This is a genomic window from Methylobacterium fujisawaense (genome assembly GCF_014138435.1).
In the GTDB taxonomy this organism is placed as follows: domain Bacteria; phylum Pseudomonadota; class Alphaproteobacteria; order Rhizobiales; family Beijerinckiaceae; genus Methylobacterium; species Methylobacterium fujisawaense.
In genome coordinates this window covers 232,257-248,544 of record NZ_JACJIM010000002.1, presented here as the reverse complement: position 1 = coordinate 248,544, position 16,288 = coordinate 232,257, and the positions used below count along the sequence as shown (strand labels likewise).

The window sequence follows — 16,288 nt, the reverse complement described above, 5'->3', positions numbered from 1 at the left end:
CCGCGGCGTCAGGTTCCTGCCATGACAAGGGCCCAGAACCGCTTGTAGCGCGTGGTCGGCGCATCCACGCGGGCGATCCCGATCCTGCGGATCTGCGGCAGCAGCATATTCTTGTTGTGCTCGGGGCTCGCCTTCCAGCGGGCGAGCACCTGCTCGAGGGTCTCGGAGCCGGCACTGAGATTCTCCGCCGCCCAGGCTTTCGCCAGACCGACGGAGGCCATGCGCGACGTGAAGCTGCCGCCGATCTCGTGGCTGAGCTGGCCGTGGCGCGCGTTGTTGCCGGCCTGGAAGGCCGCTGCCTTCACGAGAACCGGATCGACCACGACGGGGCTCAGGCCGTTCTGAACCCGGTAGGCCGAAATCGCGGCCGCGGCCGCGACCTCGTCGAGCACGGCTGTGTGCGTCGCATTCTCAACGGACGCATCCGGCATGACGGAGACGCCGCCGCATGCGGTGAGGCTCATCAGAAGGGCGGCGGCGAGGGCGAACTTGAATTTCGGCACGGTCCGGACGGCGATCGGTGATAGACACCCGCCTCCCTCCAGGGCGGTTGCGGCGAAAGCGCGGCACGCGGCGTGCCCGCACGATGCCGCACTCGCGCGTGGCACGCGCGCCACGCACCCGGCGTGATCACGCCGCCAGGGACATGCCGGCCAGCATCGAGGGTGCGAAGGCGCGGAGGAGATCCAGATCCAGATGACCGGTGCCGCCGACCATCGTGGCCAGGGCGTCGGCGGGGGTCGCCGATTGCCGATACGTGCGCCGCTCGGTCAGGGCCGAGAACACGTCGCAGATCGTCACGATGCGCACGAGGTCCGAGATGGCCGAGCCGGCCAGGCCGTCGGGGTAACCTTTGCCGTCCAGGCGCTCGTGGTGATGACGGACCACATCGATGATCGCCGCCTCGAACTCACCCTGAGCGACCAGCAGGTCGGCGCCGATATCGGGATGGCGCTGCATGAGCCGCATCTCCTCAGGATTGAGCGGCCCCGGCTTGTTGAGGATCTCGACCGGAATGCGCGACTTGCCGATGTCGTGCAGCAGCGCGGATCGAACCAGTCGCGCGAGGTCGGTCCGATTGAGGCCGATCTGCGCGCCGAAGGTCGCAGCGTGTCCGGCGACGCCGAGCGTGTGCTGATAGACGCCGATCTCGTGGCGCCAGACTTCGGCGAGCCACGCCCCGATGCCGACCTCGGAAACGGCAGCGAGGACCAGCTCGGTTCCCCGCTCCACGTCGGCACGCCGGAGTCGGGCGCCGAGGGCGGCGCTGTCGAACAGGTCGGCGACGATTGCGGTGGCATCCGTGACGCGCTCCGCGAGCTGTCGCCGACGCGCCTCGGCCGACCGCGTCGCCTCTTCGATCATGGCGAAGACATTCGCCAGGACGATCTGGCGCGGTGCCGCGGCGGGGAGCTGGCGGAGGTTGGACGCACCCGCCATGGGCTCGCCGCGTACGAGAACCAGGAGCGGGAGTGACGGCCTGTACCGGTCGAGAGTGGTCCGCAACGTTGCGGCTTGGACCGGTGGAAGATCCAGAACCACGAGGTGGGGCCGCTCGGCCGGGATCGGCGCGCCCGGCGAGAGCGCCCGGCAATCCATCACCAGCGCGATCGCGCGCTCAAGGGCTCTCTGCTCGGATGGGCGATCCGAAATCAGAAGGACGTAGGGGCCGTCCGAGAATCGCGATGCGGCGCCGAGGGCCAACGCGGTCGCTCCTCGCCCGCAGGGTCAACGATCCATTTACCCTACGCGCAAGTTTTGAGGAAAGCGTTAACCGTGCTCGGCGCCCTCACCGAAACATCGACGGATCGCGTCAGGCCAGCTTGGCGGAGGCGACGTCGCCGGTCGGTGCGACGGTCGAACGACCGGACGTGCGCTCGGAGCTCAGAAAGTCGGCGAACTTCACGGTCAGCAGCGCCTGGCAAACGGCGAAAGCGACAAAGATGGCGAGGAAGCTGGCGATCATCGGACTCTCCAGGGCGGCCGGGCACCGCGATATGTTGCGGTGCGAGAGATGTCATGCCGCCCCGCAAACTGGTATGCCAGATAACGAATACCGTTCATGCCGCCTATGCATGGAAGGCGGAGATGCGACCGCATTGCGCACAGAAGCCGCACATCGCATGCGCCACGCTCGCAGTTAAGAGTGGCGCACAGAGACTTCGCGCCTTTCAAAATTTTTGCAGTGCGGCAACGCTTGTGCGCGATTTAATTTGTAACCAGCACTCGGTCGGGGTTCAGACCACCGGGTCGGTCGGTGCTGTCGCAGCCGAAGCGCACGACCGTGCGGCCCTCGCCGACGATTCCCGATGCGGTCGGCAAAGCGGTCGGCGAGGCTTTGTCGGTCGAAACGGACCCTGTGGGACGGTCTCGACGCCGATCAGTCCAGGTAGTCGCCGTAGGTGTCGACGTGCTGAGCCAGCCCGAGGCCATGCTCGCGCACGAGACGTTCGGCCAGGTCGGCATCTCGCGCTTCCAGAGCCGATATGATGGCGACGTGCTCCCGGATCGAACGCTCGGCCCGGTCGCCCTGCCGGAGCGCCGTGCTGCGGATGCCCCGCACATGCATCAGAAGATTACTGGTCAGATCGGCAATCGCATCGCAGTGTCCCAGAGCGATGATGCGTTGATGGAAGCGGATGTTCGCGTCCGAGTACTCATCGATGTGCTCTGAGGGCTGTCCCTCGAAGAATTCCGGGAAGGACTCGCGCAGGGCGCGAAGCTGGGCATCGGTGGCGCGGGTGCAGGCGAGGCGAGCCGCCATGCTTTCCAGCGCCGTCCAGGCGTGGATCATGCTGACGATCTCGCGCTTGTTCTTCTTGATCACGAAGACACCGCGCCGGGCCTCGGACCGGACGAAGCCTTCCTGCTCCAGAACCGTCAGGGCCTCGCGCACCGGCGTCCGGCTGACGCCGAGATCCTGCGACAGCTTCCGCTCGTCGAGGCGGACCTCGTCCGGACGTCCGTAGATGTCCATGTTGGTGATGGCTGTCTTGAGCGCCTCGTAGGCCAAGGTCCGGAGACTGGAGCTGGCGACGATGGGCTTCACGCTCAGCGGTTCGGAATTCGACATCCCTCGTCCAGTCAGCTCACACGTATGATGTCTCGCACGCATTCTCTGTCGTGCGCTCCCAAGCGGACTAACCCAAACCTTGGCCAGATCCTAGTCAATTGCGGGGCGGCCCCACAGACCTGTGACCTTTGCCGACTTTTCGCCTCGCGGAAGTTGTGCAGGCGCGGCTCCCCATCCCCCGTTTTGACCGCACGTTCGGCCGATCTGTTTTAATCCCAGCACCGAAACGTGTATTTTTATGCCGGTTCGATTGACAGCCCGGAGGGATACCAGCACCATCCTGCTGGCATACCGTCGACCATCAGTCCCGCGCTGCTGAGTCCAATGCGGATGCTCGAGTACTTGAGACTTTATTTGCCTGCGGGCCAAGAATTTTTCGAAGAATCCCGGTCATCTTGTTCTGCCAAGCTGGGCCGCGGCAGGGCATACAGCCGGTCTGAGCACAGACCCCAACAATAATACTGCCAAGGAGGGATGAGTATGTCCGAGATCGTCAAACCGGCGGGGCGTGGCCGCTGGCTGCAACTCGCCTTCGGCGTCGTCTGCATGTGCATGATCGCCAACATGCAGTACGGTTGGACCTTCTTCGTGAACCCGATGCAGGAGCGGCACGGCTGGGATCGCGCGGCGATCCAGGTGGCGTTCACGCTGTTCGTCGTCACCGAGACGTGGCTGGTCCCGATCGAGGGCTGGTTTGTCGACAAGTATGGCCCGCGGATCGTCACGCTGTTCGGCGGCCTGCTCTGCGGCATCGCCTGGGTGATCAACTCCTACGCCGACTCGCTCACCGTGCTGTACATCGCGGCCGCGATCGGCGGCACCGGCGCCGGTGCGGTCTACGGAACCTGCGTCGGCAATTCGCTGAAGTGGTTTCCCGACCGACGCGGCCTCGCCGCGGGCATCACCGCGATGGGCTTCGGCGCGGGCTCGGCCCTGACCGTCGTGCCGATCCAGGCCATGATCAAGTCGCAGGGCTACGAGGCGGCGTTCTTCTACTTCGGTATCGGGCAGGGCGTCATCGTGATGCTCATCGCCCTGTTCCTGCGGTCGCCCGCGAAGGGGCAGGTTCCGGAGATCGCCCGGGTCAGCCAGTCGAAGCGCGACTACAAGCCCTCCGAGATGGTCCGCACGCCGATCTTCTGGGTCATGTACGCGATGTTCGTCATGATGGCGGCCGGCGGCCTGATGGCGACCGCGCAGCTCGGCCCGATCGCCAAGGACTTCAAGATCGCCGACGTTCCGGTCTCGCTGCTCGGGATCACGCTGCCGGCGCTGACCTTCGCGGCCACGCTCGACCGGGTGCTCAACGGCGTGACGCGTCCGTTCTTCGGCTGGGTCTCCGACCATATCGGCCGCGAGAACACGATGTTCCTGTCCTTCGCGATCGAAGGCCTGGGCATCTACGCGCTCAGCCAGTTCGGCCAGAACCCGATCGCCTTCGTGCTTCTGACCGGTCTCGTGTTCTTTGCCTGGGGTGAGATCTACTCCCTGTTCCCGGCGACCTGCGGAGACACGTTCGGGTCGAAATACGCCGCCACCAATGCCGGCCTGCTCTATACGGCCAAGGGCACGGCGGCGCTGATCGTCCCCTATACCAGCGTGCTCACGACCATGACCGGGAGCTGGCACGCGGTGTTCCTGGCGGCAGCGGCCCTCAACATCGTCGCGGCTCTGCTGGCGCTCTTCGTCCTGAAGCCGATGCGGGCCGCCTATACCAAGAAGCCCGAGGCGAGCCTCGCGCCGGTCCTGGCCCAGTAGCGCGGTCCAGGCGACACGAACCGACGAGAATGAGTCCGGCGCCGTCTTTACGGCGCCGGGCTTCCTGCATACCGGGGACCGGACTTTCCGGAGATCGGGTATGGATAGGGACGAGCGGATCGCGCGGGAGAGCGTCGTGGCGGCGGCACGGGCGCTCGACGCCCAGGGGCTGAACCGCGGGACGTCGGGGAACGTCTCGGTGCGGTTCCGCGATGGGCTCCTGATCACACCCTCCGGCATGCCCACCGACAGGACGGGACCGGACGATGTGGTCCCGATGGCATTCGACGGCACCCACCCGCCGGATCAGAAGCCCTCTTCGGAATGGCGCTTCCATCGGGACATTCTGGTGTCCCGTCCGGAATTCGGTGCGGTGGTCCACGCACATCCGGTCTACTGCACCGCTTTCGCCATGTGCGGTCAGGCGATACCGGCGATCCATTACATGATCGCCGCCTTCGGAGGCCCGAGCGTGCGCTGCGCGCCGTATGCGCCCTATGGCACCGCTGAACTCTCGGACCTGGCCCTGACGGCGCTGGCCGATCGCAACGTCTGCCTCCTCGCCAACCACGGCATGATCGCGGCCGGCACCGATCTGGAGAAGGCCCTCTGGCTCGCCGTCGAGCTGGAGACCCTCTGCCAGCAATACGCCGTCGCGCGGCAGATCGGGACGCCGATCGTCCTGTCCGACGAAGAGATCGGCATCACCGTCGAGCGCTTTCGCGGCTATGGGCTGAATGCGGCGGGGAGCACAGGCTCAACGACCGCGTAGCCGAGAGGCCCCGCGGGATCGGTCGGGCGCCGCGCCGTCTAAGGTCGGATGCGCTCCACCGCCGGCGCGGGCATCCTATCGCCCGAGCACCTGCCCGACCGCCAGCCCGACCTCCTGGGCGAATGCAGCGGCCGCGATCTTCTTGCCGCCCTCCGCCTTGACCTTGCGAATCTCGATCCGGCCGCCCTGCGCGCAGACGCTGAACCCCGCGTCGTCGATGGCGATCACCTCGCCGGGCTTGCCCACGACATCGGCGAGCTTACGGACCCGATGCAGGGTCGAATCGAAGATCTGGAGCTTCTTGCCGTCGAGCGTCGTCCAGGCGCCCGGCGCCGGATTGGCCGCGCGGATCAGGTTGTAGATCTGCTCGGCATGAGCGGACCAGTGGATCTCCGCCTCCGCCCCCCGGAACCAGCCCTCGTAGCTGGCGGCATCCTCATCCTGGTCAATCTCGACATGCTCTCCCGCAACGACGAGATCGGCCGCCTCGAGCATCGCCTCGACGCCCATCGGGAACAGGTTGTCGAAGTAGACGTCGCCCAGCGTCGCATCGGCGCCGATCGGGCAGGTCTTCTGCAGGATCACCGGCCCTTCATCGAGCCCGTCGGTGGGCCGGAAGATCGTAAGGCCGGTCTGCAGCTCGCCGCGGGCGATCGGCCAGTTGATCGAGGACGGGCCGCGATACCGCGGCAGCAGGCTCGGATGATACTGGATGGTGCCGTGCTTCGGGATATTGACGAAGCTCTGGGGCGCGAATTGCAGCACGTAGGCCATGATGCCGATGTCGGCATCGAGCCCGCGCATCGCGGCCTCGGCCTCGGGACTCTTCAGGCTGGGGAACTGGAAGACGGTCAACCCCTTCTCGACCGCCGCGGTCTTGAGGACGTCCGGCTTGGCGCCGGGCTTCTCGGGCGCGCAGAACACCGCGGCGACCTCATCGCCTCGCTTGAGGAACGCCTCCAGGACCGCCTTGCCGAAATCCTGTTGGCCGATGAAGGCGATGCGCATGCAATCTCCTGGGCTTCGACCGGGCCCATGGCGGCCCGGGAAAGGGACGGTCGGAGCGCGGGGCGCGGCGGCGAGCGGTCGTGCCCCGTTGGTCGGACGGCGTCATCCGAAGTCCGGGACGGTGCGGCCCCGGACACGACGGCGGCGAACCCAGGCCGGAGCCCGGGATCGCCGCACGCCGCTCACTCTGCGGCGATCTTCTGAACGACGCCGATCGCGCCGGACTCGGAGATTTCACCGACCTCGGCCTCGGAATAGCCCAGCACGCTGCGCAGGATCTCCTCGGTATGCTCACCGAGCAGCGGGGAGCGCTTCACGTCGCTCGGGCTCGCCGACAGCTTGATGGGATTGCCCACCGTCAGGTACTTGCCGCGCGTCGGATGGTCGACCTCCACGATCGTGCCGGTCTTCCGCAGCGACTCGTCCTCGGCGATCTCCTTCATGGACAGGATCGGGCCGCAGGGGATGTCGTACTTGTTCAGCGTGTCCATCACCTCGAACTTGGACACCTTCATCGTCCACGCCTCGATCCGCGTGAAGATCTCGTTGAGATGCGGCAGTCGGGCCTTCGGCGTGGCGTAGTTCGGGTCGGTCTTCCAGCTCGGCTCGCCGATGATGTCGCAGATCGGCTCCCACACGGCGGCCTGGGTGATCACGTAGATGTAGGCGTTCGGATCCTGCTCCCAGCCCCTGCAGCGCAGGATGCGGCCCGGCTGACCGCCGCCGGAATCGTTGCCGGCGCGCGGGGTCGCCTCGCCGAACGGGATGCCTTCACCGAACTGGCTGTATTCCTTCAGCGGCCCGTGCTCGAGCCTCTGCTGATCGCGCAGCTTCACCCGGCACAGGTTGAGCACGCCGTCCTGCATCGCGCAGTCGACCTTCTGGCCGAGGCCGCTCTGGGTCCGGTGATACAGCGCCGTGACGATGCCGAGCGCGAGGTGCAGACCCGTTCCGGAATCACCGATCTGCGCACCCGTCACCATCGGGATACCGTCCCGGAAACCCGTGGTCGAGGCCGAGCCGCCGGCGCATTGCGCGACGTTCTCGTAGACTTTGCAGTCCTCGTAGCGGCCGGGACCGAAGCCCTTCACGGAGGCCAGGATCATGCGCGGGTTGGCCTCGTGGATCTTCTCCCAGGTGAGGCCCATGCGGGCGAGCGCGCCGGGTGCGAAGTTCTCGACCAGGACGTCGCATTCCTTGATGAGGCGCCAGAGGACCTCCTTGCCCTTCGGATTCTTCGAATCCAGCGTGATCGAGCGCTTGTTGTGGTTCAGCATCGTGAAATAGAGGCTGTCCACGTCAGGAATGTCCTGAAGCTGCTGACGCGTGGCGTCGCCGACACCCGGCCGTTCCACCTTGATGACGTCTGCACCGAACCAAGCCAGGAGCTGCGTGCAGGTCGGGCCGGATTGAACGTGGGTGAAGTCCAGGATGCGGACGCCTTCGAGGGCCTTGGTCATGATCGGTCTCGGAGCTGGAGTCGGATTCGGGAATGTCGGAGGGCGGCTCAGGCCGCGCGGAATGCCGGCAAGCTGCCTGCACGGGTCGGTGACGGGCAACGCGCGACGCCGGGGCAGGGACCTCTCATCCTCGAACGGATCATGTCTGCTATCCCTCCCAATGCGCGGTCTCGTCGTGTCGCGACACCGTCACTCGGACCCTGGGTGACGAGTCCTCGAATTTGTATACCACATGCCATTCGCCGGATGCGAGTGCCGATTGTGGATCGGGCCTATGGCGGCCCGTGACGAAGCGTAAGCCGGCCAGACGCGGCGCTCAACAGACAGCTTGCAGCCTCGGACCAAGTGGGAGCGCCCCTTGGCATTCGCGGCCGGGCGGTCCATGATTTCGCCAAAATTGGCCCGCCGCCGCGGGATTAAAGTCGCAACGCTGCACGAGGAACGCCCATGCTCGCCAGCACCAGCCTGATCAAATCCTCCTGGATCGCCGTCGACGTCGCCCGAGACCGCGCCGAGCGCGTCCTCGTCGTGGAGACCTACATCGCGGTCAGTCCGCTCGAGCCGAACTACGATGCCGCGCAGTACGAGCGTGTCCTGGCCTGCGTCCAGAACGTGCTCAAGTCGCACCCGGAGATCGACCGCGCGTCGATCCTGAGCATGCACCGCGGTTCCGGATGCACGGCGCTGTTCCGAGACCAGTCCGCCAAGCAGTCCGCCGCCGCCTGAGGGTCTCAACCCTCTCCGTCTTCGGCTGGCCGGGAGAGATCCGGCGGGTCCAGGGCGACGCGCGCCGCGTGAAACCACCAGAGCGGTATGTCGCGATTGGCCTGGGCCAGTTCCGAGGCCCAGCCTTCCTTCGGCATCACGTCGGCGCGGTCGGCGAACAGGCGCAACGCCGCCTCCGCGCGCTCCCTGCGGCACCGTTCCGCGATGGCCCGGCGCTCGGCCTCGGCGCGCGCATCCGTCTGCTCGATGAGGCGGCGGGTCGCGAGATCGTCGGCATCGAAAGCGAATTGCTGCCAGAACGCCTCCGCCTCCCGGGCGACGTCGCGCTCGCGGCGGAGCGTGGCGAACGCTCCCTCGGCCGCCTCCCGGGCCGCTTCGGCCGTTTCAGCGCGCGCGAGAAGACGGTTGTTGGCCTCCAGAAGCTCGCGCTCCCGCTCCGGCGACATCCGCTGCCGACGCAGCACCCGCAACTCTTCCTCGTCGGCGAGGCGGCTCAGAAGCCATTCGGCGAGCGGGCCGTCGGCAAGGGCGTCGGCGGAGCGGCGATAGCGCTCGCGCAGACCCGGGTGACGGCTCTCGAAATCCGCGGCCTCCCAGCCCGCGCACGCCTCGCCCGCCGGACGGTCGTGATCGTAAAGGGTCCGCGCCAGGGCGTCGCGCAGGTCGTCCGGAAGTCGTGCCGCAGCGTGTCCGTTCATGAACCTGCATTCGCGATGAGCGATCGACGGAACTCTAGAACGCGCGCGCGCGACCGATGAGGCCATCGCGGTCTGGCGAACGCGGATTTTTCTACGCAGTCTATGGGCGCGCCGGCGGCGGCGCCCAGGGTCGGTCGGGGCCCGGCCGTCGGCTTGCCCGGATGGGGCCCGCATCTTGGCTCCCCCCTCCACCGCGAACCCGCGTCAGGCTGGCGGATCTTCGGCTCGGGCGGGGGCCACGATGGATCGTCGCTCCTCCTGCTTGCCGCAACCTGTCGGGACAGGCCGAAGGCCGCCGCGCGGGACAATGCGCGATCGCCGCGGCGACGGGAAGGCCCGGGCTTCCGCCACGCCGCGCCAGCCGCAGCCGACCGGCAGGTCGGCCCCGCGCTCACGATCCTGGCTGCGGGAGACCACGGTGCCTTCGATTCCCGATGGCGCGCTTCCAGGGCTCAGGATACATCCCGATCTGCGCGCTCCACACGTCGATCCCAGTCGATGGTCCATACAGGCTACAATCCGGCGCTCGTCGCCCTGTCGATCGGCCTCTCCATCTTTGCGTCCTACACAGCGCTGGATCTGGGCAGTCGCATCCGAGGGCCCGTCGCGGCGGGCCCCCGCTGGCCGTGGATCACCGGCGCTGCGCTCGCCATGGGCGGCGGCATCTGGTCGATGCATTTCGTCGGCATGTTGGCCTTCGAAACCGGCATGCCCACCACCTACGACATCGGCCTGACCCTCCTGTCCCTCGCGATCGCCGTCGCGGCCACCGGCGCCGGCTTTCTGTGGGTGGAGCGGACCGGGGAGGGGCTCGGCAGCATCCTCGTGGCGGGCGTGCTGATGGGTCTGGGGGTCGCCGGCATGCACTACACCGGCATGGCGGCGCTTCGGATCCCCGGCGACCTTTCCTACAATCGGCCCATGGTCGCGCTCTCGGTGGCGATCGCCGTGACCGCGGCGACCGCGGCCTTGTGGCTCTCGTTTCACCAGCACGGCGTCTGGCAGAAGCTTGTCGCGGCCTGCGTCATGGGGGTTGCCGTGGCCGGCATGCACTACACCGGCATGGCCGCCGCGACGATCACCGTCGATGAAGGCGGCCCCCACGCCGCCCATGCGATGACGAGCGTACAGGGCCAGCAGAATCTCGCGCTCTACGTCGCCGGCGCGACCTTCCTCATCCTGTTCCTGGCGATCCTCGCCTCGTCCCTGGACCAGCAGCGGGTGCAACGCGAATTGCTGGCGAGCGAGGCACGGTTTCGAGCCGCGGTGCAGGCCGTGCGTGGCGTCCTGTGGACCAACGATGCCGAAGGCCGGATGCTCGGCGACCAGCCCGGCTGGAGCGCGATCACCGGCCAGACGCGGGCGGAGTACCAGGGCTACGGCTGGGCCGACGCGGTGCATCCGGACGACGTGCAGGCCTCCATCGAGAGCTGGAACGCAACCGTCCGGGCGCGACAAACCTACGTCCACGAACACCGGGTCCGGTCCCGCGACGGATCATGGCGACATTTCGCAATCCGCGCCATTCCGGTGCTCGATGCACGCGGCGCGATCCGGGAATGGGTCGGCGTCCATACGGACATCACCGAACAGAGGCAGGCCGAAGCCGATCTGCGCGAGTCCAACGAGGAGATCCAGCGCTACGCCTATATCGTGAGCCATGACCTGCGCGCGCCGCTCGTCAACGTCATGGGTTTCACCAGCGAGCTGGAGGCGACCCGGACCGAGATCCAGGCAGCCCTTCGCGGGCACCCGGAGGCGGAGCGGCTCGACGGCGATCTCGCCGAGGCGCTCGGCTTCATCAAGGCGGCGGTGAACCGGATGGAAGGGCTGATCGCCGCCATCCTGAAGCTCTCCCGAGAAGGGCGGCGGCAATTCTCCCCCGAGCGCCTCGACATGACGAATCTGCTGCGCGACGTGGCGGACGCTCAGAGGCACCAGACGGAGGCCACGGGCGCCACCGTGACGATCGCCCCCGACCTGCCGACGATCGTCGCCGATCGCGTGGCCGTCGAGCAGGTCTTCGGGAACCTGCTGGACAACGCCGTGAAGTATCTCGACCCCGGCCGGCCGGGACGCGTGACCGTGACCGCCACGGCCGTCGGAGACCGGCGGGTTTGTTTCTCCGTCGCCGATAACGGCCGGGGGATCGCCGCACGGGATCATGCCCGCGTCTTCGAACTCTTTCGACGCTCCGGCCTGCAGGATCGCCCGGGCGATGGGATAGGCTTGGCCCACGTCAAAGCCCTGGTGCGCTCGTTCGGCGGCCGGATCGAGGTCCGTTCGGAACTCGGCGTCGGCACGACGTTCGACGTGACCTTGCCCCGCGCTCCGGCTACAGCGGTCCAGATAGACCCCGAACCGGCGCCCATCGCCGCCGAATGAGCGTGGAGCCCGCCCGTGCATCCTGTCAGCATCGTGATGATCGAGGATGACGAGGGACATGCGCGCCTCATCGAGCGCAACATCCGTCGCGCCGGCGTCAACAACGAGATCGTCCCGTTCCGGAACGGCACCTCGGCGCTGGACTACCTGTTCGGCGCGGACGGCACCGGCGAGGCGAGTGCCCGGCGGCATCTGCTGATCCTGCTCGATCTCAACCTGCCCGACATGACCGGCCTCGACATCCTGGAGAAGGTCAAGGCGAACCCGCATACGCGGCGCTCCCCGGTGGTTGTGCTGACCACCACGGATGACAGCCGCGAGATCCAGCGCTGCTACGATCTCGGGGCCAACGTCTACATCACCAAGCCGGTCAGCTATGACGGCTTCGCGAACGCGATCCGTCAGCTCGGATTGTTCTTCTCGGTCATGCAGGTTCCCCAGAACCCATGAGCACCGGGCGTGTCAGCGGGGACGGGACCGCCGCGGCGGCACGCATCCTCTACATCGACGACGATCCAGGCCTCGGTCGCTTGGTCCGGCGCGCCCTGGAGGCCCGGGGCTACGCGGTCGAGATCTGTCCCGACGGCGCCGCGGGGCTGGCACGGCTGGCGCAGGGCGGTATCGATGCCGTCGCCCTGGACCATCACATGCCCGGCCAGACCGGCCTCGATCTGCTGCCGGAAATCCGTGCCCTGCCTGAGGCGCCCCCGGTCATCTACGTGACGGGCTCCGAGGACAGCCGCGTCGCCGTCGCGGCCTTGAAGGCCGGCGCGGTCGACTACGTCTGGAAAGACGTTCAGGGGCAGTTCCGGGAGCTGCTGGGCGAGGCCGTCGCCACGGCGCTGCGGCAGGAGAGCCTGCGGCGCGACAAGGAACGCGCCGAAGCGGAGGTGCGTGAGGCGCGCGACCGCGCCGAACTGCTTCTGCGCGAGGTCAACCATCGCGTCGCCAATTCCCTGGCCCTCGTCGCGGCCCTTGCGCATATGCAGCGCAACGCCGTCACGGATTCGGCTGCCAAGGCTGCGCTCGACGAGATGCAGGCCCGGATCTCGGCGATCGCCGGGATCCATCGGCGCCTCTACACCTCGGACGACGTCGAGTCCGTGGAGCTCGACGCCTACCTGCAGAGCCTCGTCGAGGAATTGCAGGCGGCCATGCGGGCGAGCGGGCGGGATCATGCCATCCGGCTCCGGGCGGCGCCCGTGCGCCTCTCGACGGACAAGGCTGTCTCGGTGGGCGTGGTCGTAACCGAACTCGTCACCAACGCGTACAAGTACGCCTATCCGGTCGGCACGTCGGGCGAGATCCGCGTGGCGATCGAGTGCGATGCCGCCGACACCGTGCGGCTCGCCGTCGAGGATGATGGAATCGGCTGGACCGGAGAGGGTGAGATCCGCGGCACCGGGCTCGGCTCACGGATCGTGCGGGCGATGGCGTCGAACCTGCGCTCGGCATTGTCGTATGCTCCCGGATCTCCGGGCACGCGGGCGGTTCTCGCCTTTCAGGTCTGAGCGCGCAATCTCAGCCGTCGGTCCGGCTCGCGATACGATCGAGGGCGTCGAGCATCGGCACGAGCGAATCCTCGCCGAGCTGGTGGAAGCCCAGGGCCCGACTCATGAACAGGCCGAGGATCGCGAAGAACAGGACGGAACCCTCGCCCGGACGGGCGCCGTCGATCTGACCGAGCTGATCCAGCTGATCCACCACGAAGGCCTGGAACCCCTTCTGCGCCTCCGGCGACTCCATCGAGGCCAGCAGGAGTGCGCGCGCGGATTCGTTGTCCTCGCAATAATGCCCGCGCACATGCGCCACCATCGCCTTCGGGAACTGAGACGGGCCGGCGGGGATCGCCGCAGCGCATGCCGCGATCTCCTCGCGCACATCCGCAAGCTTTCGGGCGACCAGAGCCACCACCAACGCATCCTTCGACGCATAATGGTGCAGAACCCCGCCTTTGCTCAGCCCGGCCTCGGCGGCAACCGCGTCGATCGTCAACCCCCGCACGCCCGCCTTGAGCAGCACCGCGGCGGCGGCCTCAAGGATGATTTCGGGCCGGGCCGCCAGCCGTTGTCGCTTCACCTGCATCGCTGACCTGCACTAAAAACCGTCTGGACGGTATGTAACGGATGGCGTAGGAACGCGCCACGCATTTCGCACGAGCCGCGCCGACACGGTCGATCGCATGAGCCGCATCGTCTTCCGTCCACCCCCATCCGTTGTACTGGTGTTAACCGCGCTCGCGTCGATCGGGTGCGCACGGGCCGAACCGGACGCCGCGCTCGATCCCGCGATGGCGCGCGTGCGGGTGGTGCAGGCACGCCGTACGCCCCAGGCGCTCGAGGTCGTGGTGACCGGCGACATCCAGGCCCAGGCGCAGGTCAACGTCTCGTTCCGGACCAACGGCAAGGTGGCCGAGCGGCGGGTCGAGGTCGGGGATCACGTCACCGCCAATCAGGTCCTCGCCGTTCTCGAGCCGCTGACCCAGCAGGCGAATCTCGACAACGCGAAAGCCGCCCTCGCTTCGGCCGAGGCACTCCTGACCCAGGCCAAGATGTCCTTCGAGCGTCAGAAGCAACTTCTTGCCGGCGGCTTCACCACGCGCTCGACCTACGACAATGCCGAGCAGGAGCTGCGCACGACACAGGCGGCCGTCGATTCGGCGAAGGCCGCTTTGGGAACCGCGCAGGAGCAGTTCTCCTATACGGAACTGCGCGCCGGCGTGGCCGGTGTCGTGACCAGCCGGAGCTTCGAGGTCGGCCAGGTGGTCCAATCGGGGCAGACCGTTCTCGTGATTGCGCAGGACGGCCCCCGGGATGCGGTCTTCAATGTCTACGAATCGCTGCTGGCCCAGCCGCCGGCGGGCGACACCATCGCGGTCGCGCTCCAGTCGGATCCGGCGATCACCGCGGTCGGGACCGTGCGCGAGATCTCGCCGACGGTGGATGCGGCGAGCGGCACCGTCCGGGTCAAGATCGGACTCAAATCGACTCCGGCCGCGATGGGGCTGGGTGCCGTCGTGGTCGGCCGCGGACGCTTCGCGCCCCATGAAGCGGTGATCCTGCCCTGGTCGGCGCTGTACCGCTACGACGGGCAACCGTCCGTCTGGATCTACGACCCCGACCGGCGGACAGTCTCGGTCCGCGCCGTCGAGATCGACCGCTTCGGGCCCGACATCATCGCGCTGAAGCGCGGCGTCGAGCCGGGCGAGCGCGTGGTCGTCGCCGGCATCCAGTTCCTGCGCCCCGGTCAGACCGTCGCGGCCGCCGAGATCGGAGCTCGCCCGTGAAGGCGCACACGTATCTCGCCCTGAGCCTCGTCGCGGCAGCGCTGGCGGCCTGCAACGGACACGGCGAGGAGGGCGGCGAAGCCGCGGCAGCGGCCCCGATACGTCCGGTGCTCACGCAGGTGGTCGTGCCGAGCGACACCGTCATGTTCGGGCCCTTCGCCGGCACGATCGAGCCGCGCTATCAGGCGCAGCTCGGCTTCCAGATTCCCGGCCGCATGGTGGCGCGGGACGTGACGATCGGCGACCTCGTCACCCGGGGCCAGCGCCTCGCGGCCCTGGACACCATCGTGACACGCTTCGACCTGACCCGTGCCGAGGCGGACCTCGCCGATGCGAAGGCGCAGGCCGAGAACGCCGAGGCCGCCGAGGCGCGGACCCGGCGCCTGATGTCGGGCAACAGCGTCGCCCAGGCCACGCTCGACCAAGCGGTTGCCAAGCGCGAGACGGCCCGGGCGCGGGTGGACCAGGCCTTGTCCAGCCTGCAGAAGGCCCGCGACCAGATGGGCTACACCGAGCTGAAGGCCGAGTTCGACGGTGTCGTGACCCAGCGCCTCGCCGAAGTCGGCCAGGTGCTCACCGCCGGCCAGGGTGTCGTGACCGTGGCGCGGCCGGACGTCCGCGAGGCCGTGGTCGACATTCCCGAGGTCTATGTCGGAGCGCTGCCGGCGGACGGCGTCTTCACCGTCGCGCTCCAGAGCGCCCCGGAGCTCACGGCGCGCGGGCGCGTCCGCGAGATCGCGCCGCTCGCCGAATCGGGGACGCGCTCCAAGCGCATCCGGATCAGCCTCGACCAGCCCGGCCCGGCCTTCCGGCTCGGCGCGACCATCAACGTGTCGCTGATGCGGAATGTCTCGCCCACCGTGCTGCTGCCGGCATCGGCACTGCTCGAGGACGGCGGCCGCCGCTCGGTCTGGGTCGTGTCCGCCGACGGGAAGTCCGTGTCGCGTCGCGACGTGACCGTAGCGGCGGCGCGGGACAACGCGGAGGACGGTCGCATCGCGGTCGTCGATGGGCTGAAGGCCGGCGAACGCGTCGTGGTCGCGGGGGTCCATGTCCTCAAGGAAGGCCAGGCCGTGCGCCTGGCCAACGGCGCCGTCTGATCCGGCCGCACGGGGTTTTCGC

16 protein-coding genes are annotated in these 16,288 nt (G+C 67.8%); 8 read left to right on the top strand and 8 right to left on the bottom strand.

The annotated features are described in order from the left end of the window. Window positions 1-8: 8 nt before the first annotated feature. From GGQ91_RS06140 to GGQ91_RS06125, 4 genes are all read right to left on the bottom strand, one after another. Window positions 9-464, bottom strand: a complete 456-nt coding sequence (locus GGQ91_RS06140; RefSeq protein WP_210274774.1) for a CAP domain-containing protein — start codon at window positions 462-464, stop codon at window positions 9-11. Window positions 465-630: 166 nt separating this feature from the next. After that, entirely contained in the window at window positions 631-1,704 is a 1,074-nt protein-coding gene (locus tag GGQ91_RS06135) for an HD-GYP domain-containing protein (RefSeq protein WP_182591589.1), read from the bottom strand. 109 nt (window positions 1,705-1,813) lie between these two features. Further along, the gene (locus GGQ91_RS06130) at window positions 1,814-1,966 is read right to left on the bottom strand and encodes a hypothetical protein (protein WP_167380416.1); all 153 of its coding nucleotides are present in this window, start codon (window positions 1,964-1,966) and stop codon (window positions 1,814-1,816) included. Between the two features lie 414 nt (window positions 1,967-2,380). Continuing rightward, entirely contained in the window at window positions 2,381-3,073 is a 693-nt protein-coding gene (locus GGQ91_RS06125; RefSeq protein WP_043357745.1) for a GntR family transcriptional regulator, read from the bottom strand. Between the two features lie 480 nt (window positions 3,074-3,553). Here GGQ91_RS06125 and oxlT point away from each other — a divergent pair, with 480 nt between their 5' ends. Both oxlT and GGQ91_RS06115 read left to right on the top strand, forming a co-directional pair. Continuing rightward, window positions 3,554-4,831, top strand: coding sequence for an oxalate/formate MFS antiporter (gene oxlT, locus GGQ91_RS06120; RefSeq protein WP_075380389.1), 1,278 nt, complete (start codon window positions 3,554-3,556; stop codon window positions 4,829-4,831). A gap of 100 nt (window positions 4,832-4,931) precedes the next feature. Then, window positions 4,932-5,603: a class II aldolase/adducin family protein gene (locus tag GGQ91_RS06115; RefSeq protein ID WP_043757949.1), complete on the top strand. Its 672-nt coding sequence runs from the start codon at window positions 4,932-4,934 to the stop codon at window positions 5,601-5,603. A 75-nt stretch (window positions 5,604-5,678) separates the two neighbouring features. Here GGQ91_RS06115 and GGQ91_RS06110 read toward each other — a convergent pair whose 3' ends face one another. Both GGQ91_RS06110 and frc read right to left on the bottom strand, forming a co-directional pair. Next, entirely contained in the window at window positions 5,679-6,611 is a 933-nt protein-coding gene (locus GGQ91_RS06110; RefSeq protein WP_043351424.1) for a methionyl-tRNA formyltransferase, read from the bottom strand. 182 nt (window positions 6,612-6,793) lie between these two features. Next, window positions 6,794-8,071 carry a formyl-CoA transferase gene (frc, locus tag GGQ91_RS06105; protein ID WP_182591588.1) on the bottom strand — a complete coding sequence of 426 codons (1,278 nt, stop codon included), beginning with the start codon at window positions 8,069-8,071 and terminating at the stop codon, window positions 6,794-6,796. Window positions 8,072-8,518: 447 nt separating this feature from the next. On the opposite strand from frc, the gene GGQ91_RS06100 reads away from it, so the two are divergent. After that, entirely contained in the window at window positions 8,519-8,797 is a 279-nt protein-coding gene (locus GGQ91_RS06100; protein ID WP_043380811.1) for a hypothetical protein, read from the top strand. Window positions 8,798-8,802: 5 nt separating this feature from the next. On the opposite strand, the gene GGQ91_RS06095 is transcribed toward GGQ91_RS06100, so the two are convergent. Further along, window positions 8,803-9,561, bottom strand: coding sequence for a hypothetical protein (locus GGQ91_RS06095; protein ID WP_246410588.1), 759 nt, complete (start codon window positions 9,559-9,561; stop codon window positions 8,803-8,805). 432 nt (window positions 9,562-9,993) lie between these two features. Here GGQ91_RS06095 and GGQ91_RS06090 point away from each other — a divergent pair, with 432 nt between their 5' ends. The 3 genes from GGQ91_RS06090 to GGQ91_RS06080 are packed head-to-tail and all read left to right on the top strand — an operon-like array spanning window position 9,994 to window position 13,391. After that, entirely contained in the window at window positions 9,994-11,880 is a 1,887-nt protein-coding gene (locus tag GGQ91_RS06090) for an MHYT domain-containing protein (protein WP_182591587.1), read from the top strand. A gap of 36 nt (window positions 11,881-11,916) precedes the next feature. After that, window positions 11,917-12,330, top strand: a complete 414-nt coding sequence (locus tag GGQ91_RS06085) for a response regulator (RefSeq protein ID WP_043351430.1) — start codon at window positions 11,917-11,919, stop codon at window positions 12,328-12,330. Further along, on the top strand, window positions 12,327-13,391 hold the full coding sequence (locus GGQ91_RS06080) for a sensor histidine kinase (protein WP_051975973.1): 1,065 nt from the start codon (window positions 12,327-12,329) through the stop codon (window positions 13,389-13,391). The genes GGQ91_RS06085 and GGQ91_RS06080 overlap by 4 nt, the downstream gene beginning before the upstream one ends. Before the next feature lie 10 nt (window positions 13,392-13,401). Here GGQ91_RS06080 and GGQ91_RS06075 read toward each other — a convergent pair whose 3' ends face one another. Then, entirely contained in the window at window positions 13,402-13,965 is a 564-nt protein-coding gene (locus GGQ91_RS06075; RefSeq protein WP_053610700.1) for a TetR/AcrR family transcriptional regulator, read from the bottom strand. A gap of 97 nt (window positions 13,966-14,062) precedes the next feature. Between GGQ91_RS06075 and GGQ91_RS06070 the strand changes: the two genes are divergently transcribed. After that, window positions 14,063-15,166 carry an efflux RND transporter periplasmic adaptor subunit gene (locus tag GGQ91_RS06070; protein WP_043380805.1) on the top strand — a complete coding sequence of 368 codons (1,104 nt, stop codon included), beginning with the start codon at window positions 14,063-14,065 and terminating at the stop codon, window positions 15,164-15,166. Then, window positions 15,163-16,266 carry an efflux RND transporter periplasmic adaptor subunit gene (locus GGQ91_RS06065; protein ID WP_053610699.1) on the top strand — a complete coding sequence of 368 codons (1,104 nt, stop codon included), beginning with the start codon at window positions 15,163-15,165 and terminating at the stop codon, window positions 16,264-16,266. Before GGQ91_RS06070 ends, GGQ91_RS06065 begins: the two co-directional genes overlap by 4 nt. The last annotated feature ends 22 nt before the right edge of the window (window positions 16,267-16,288 follow it).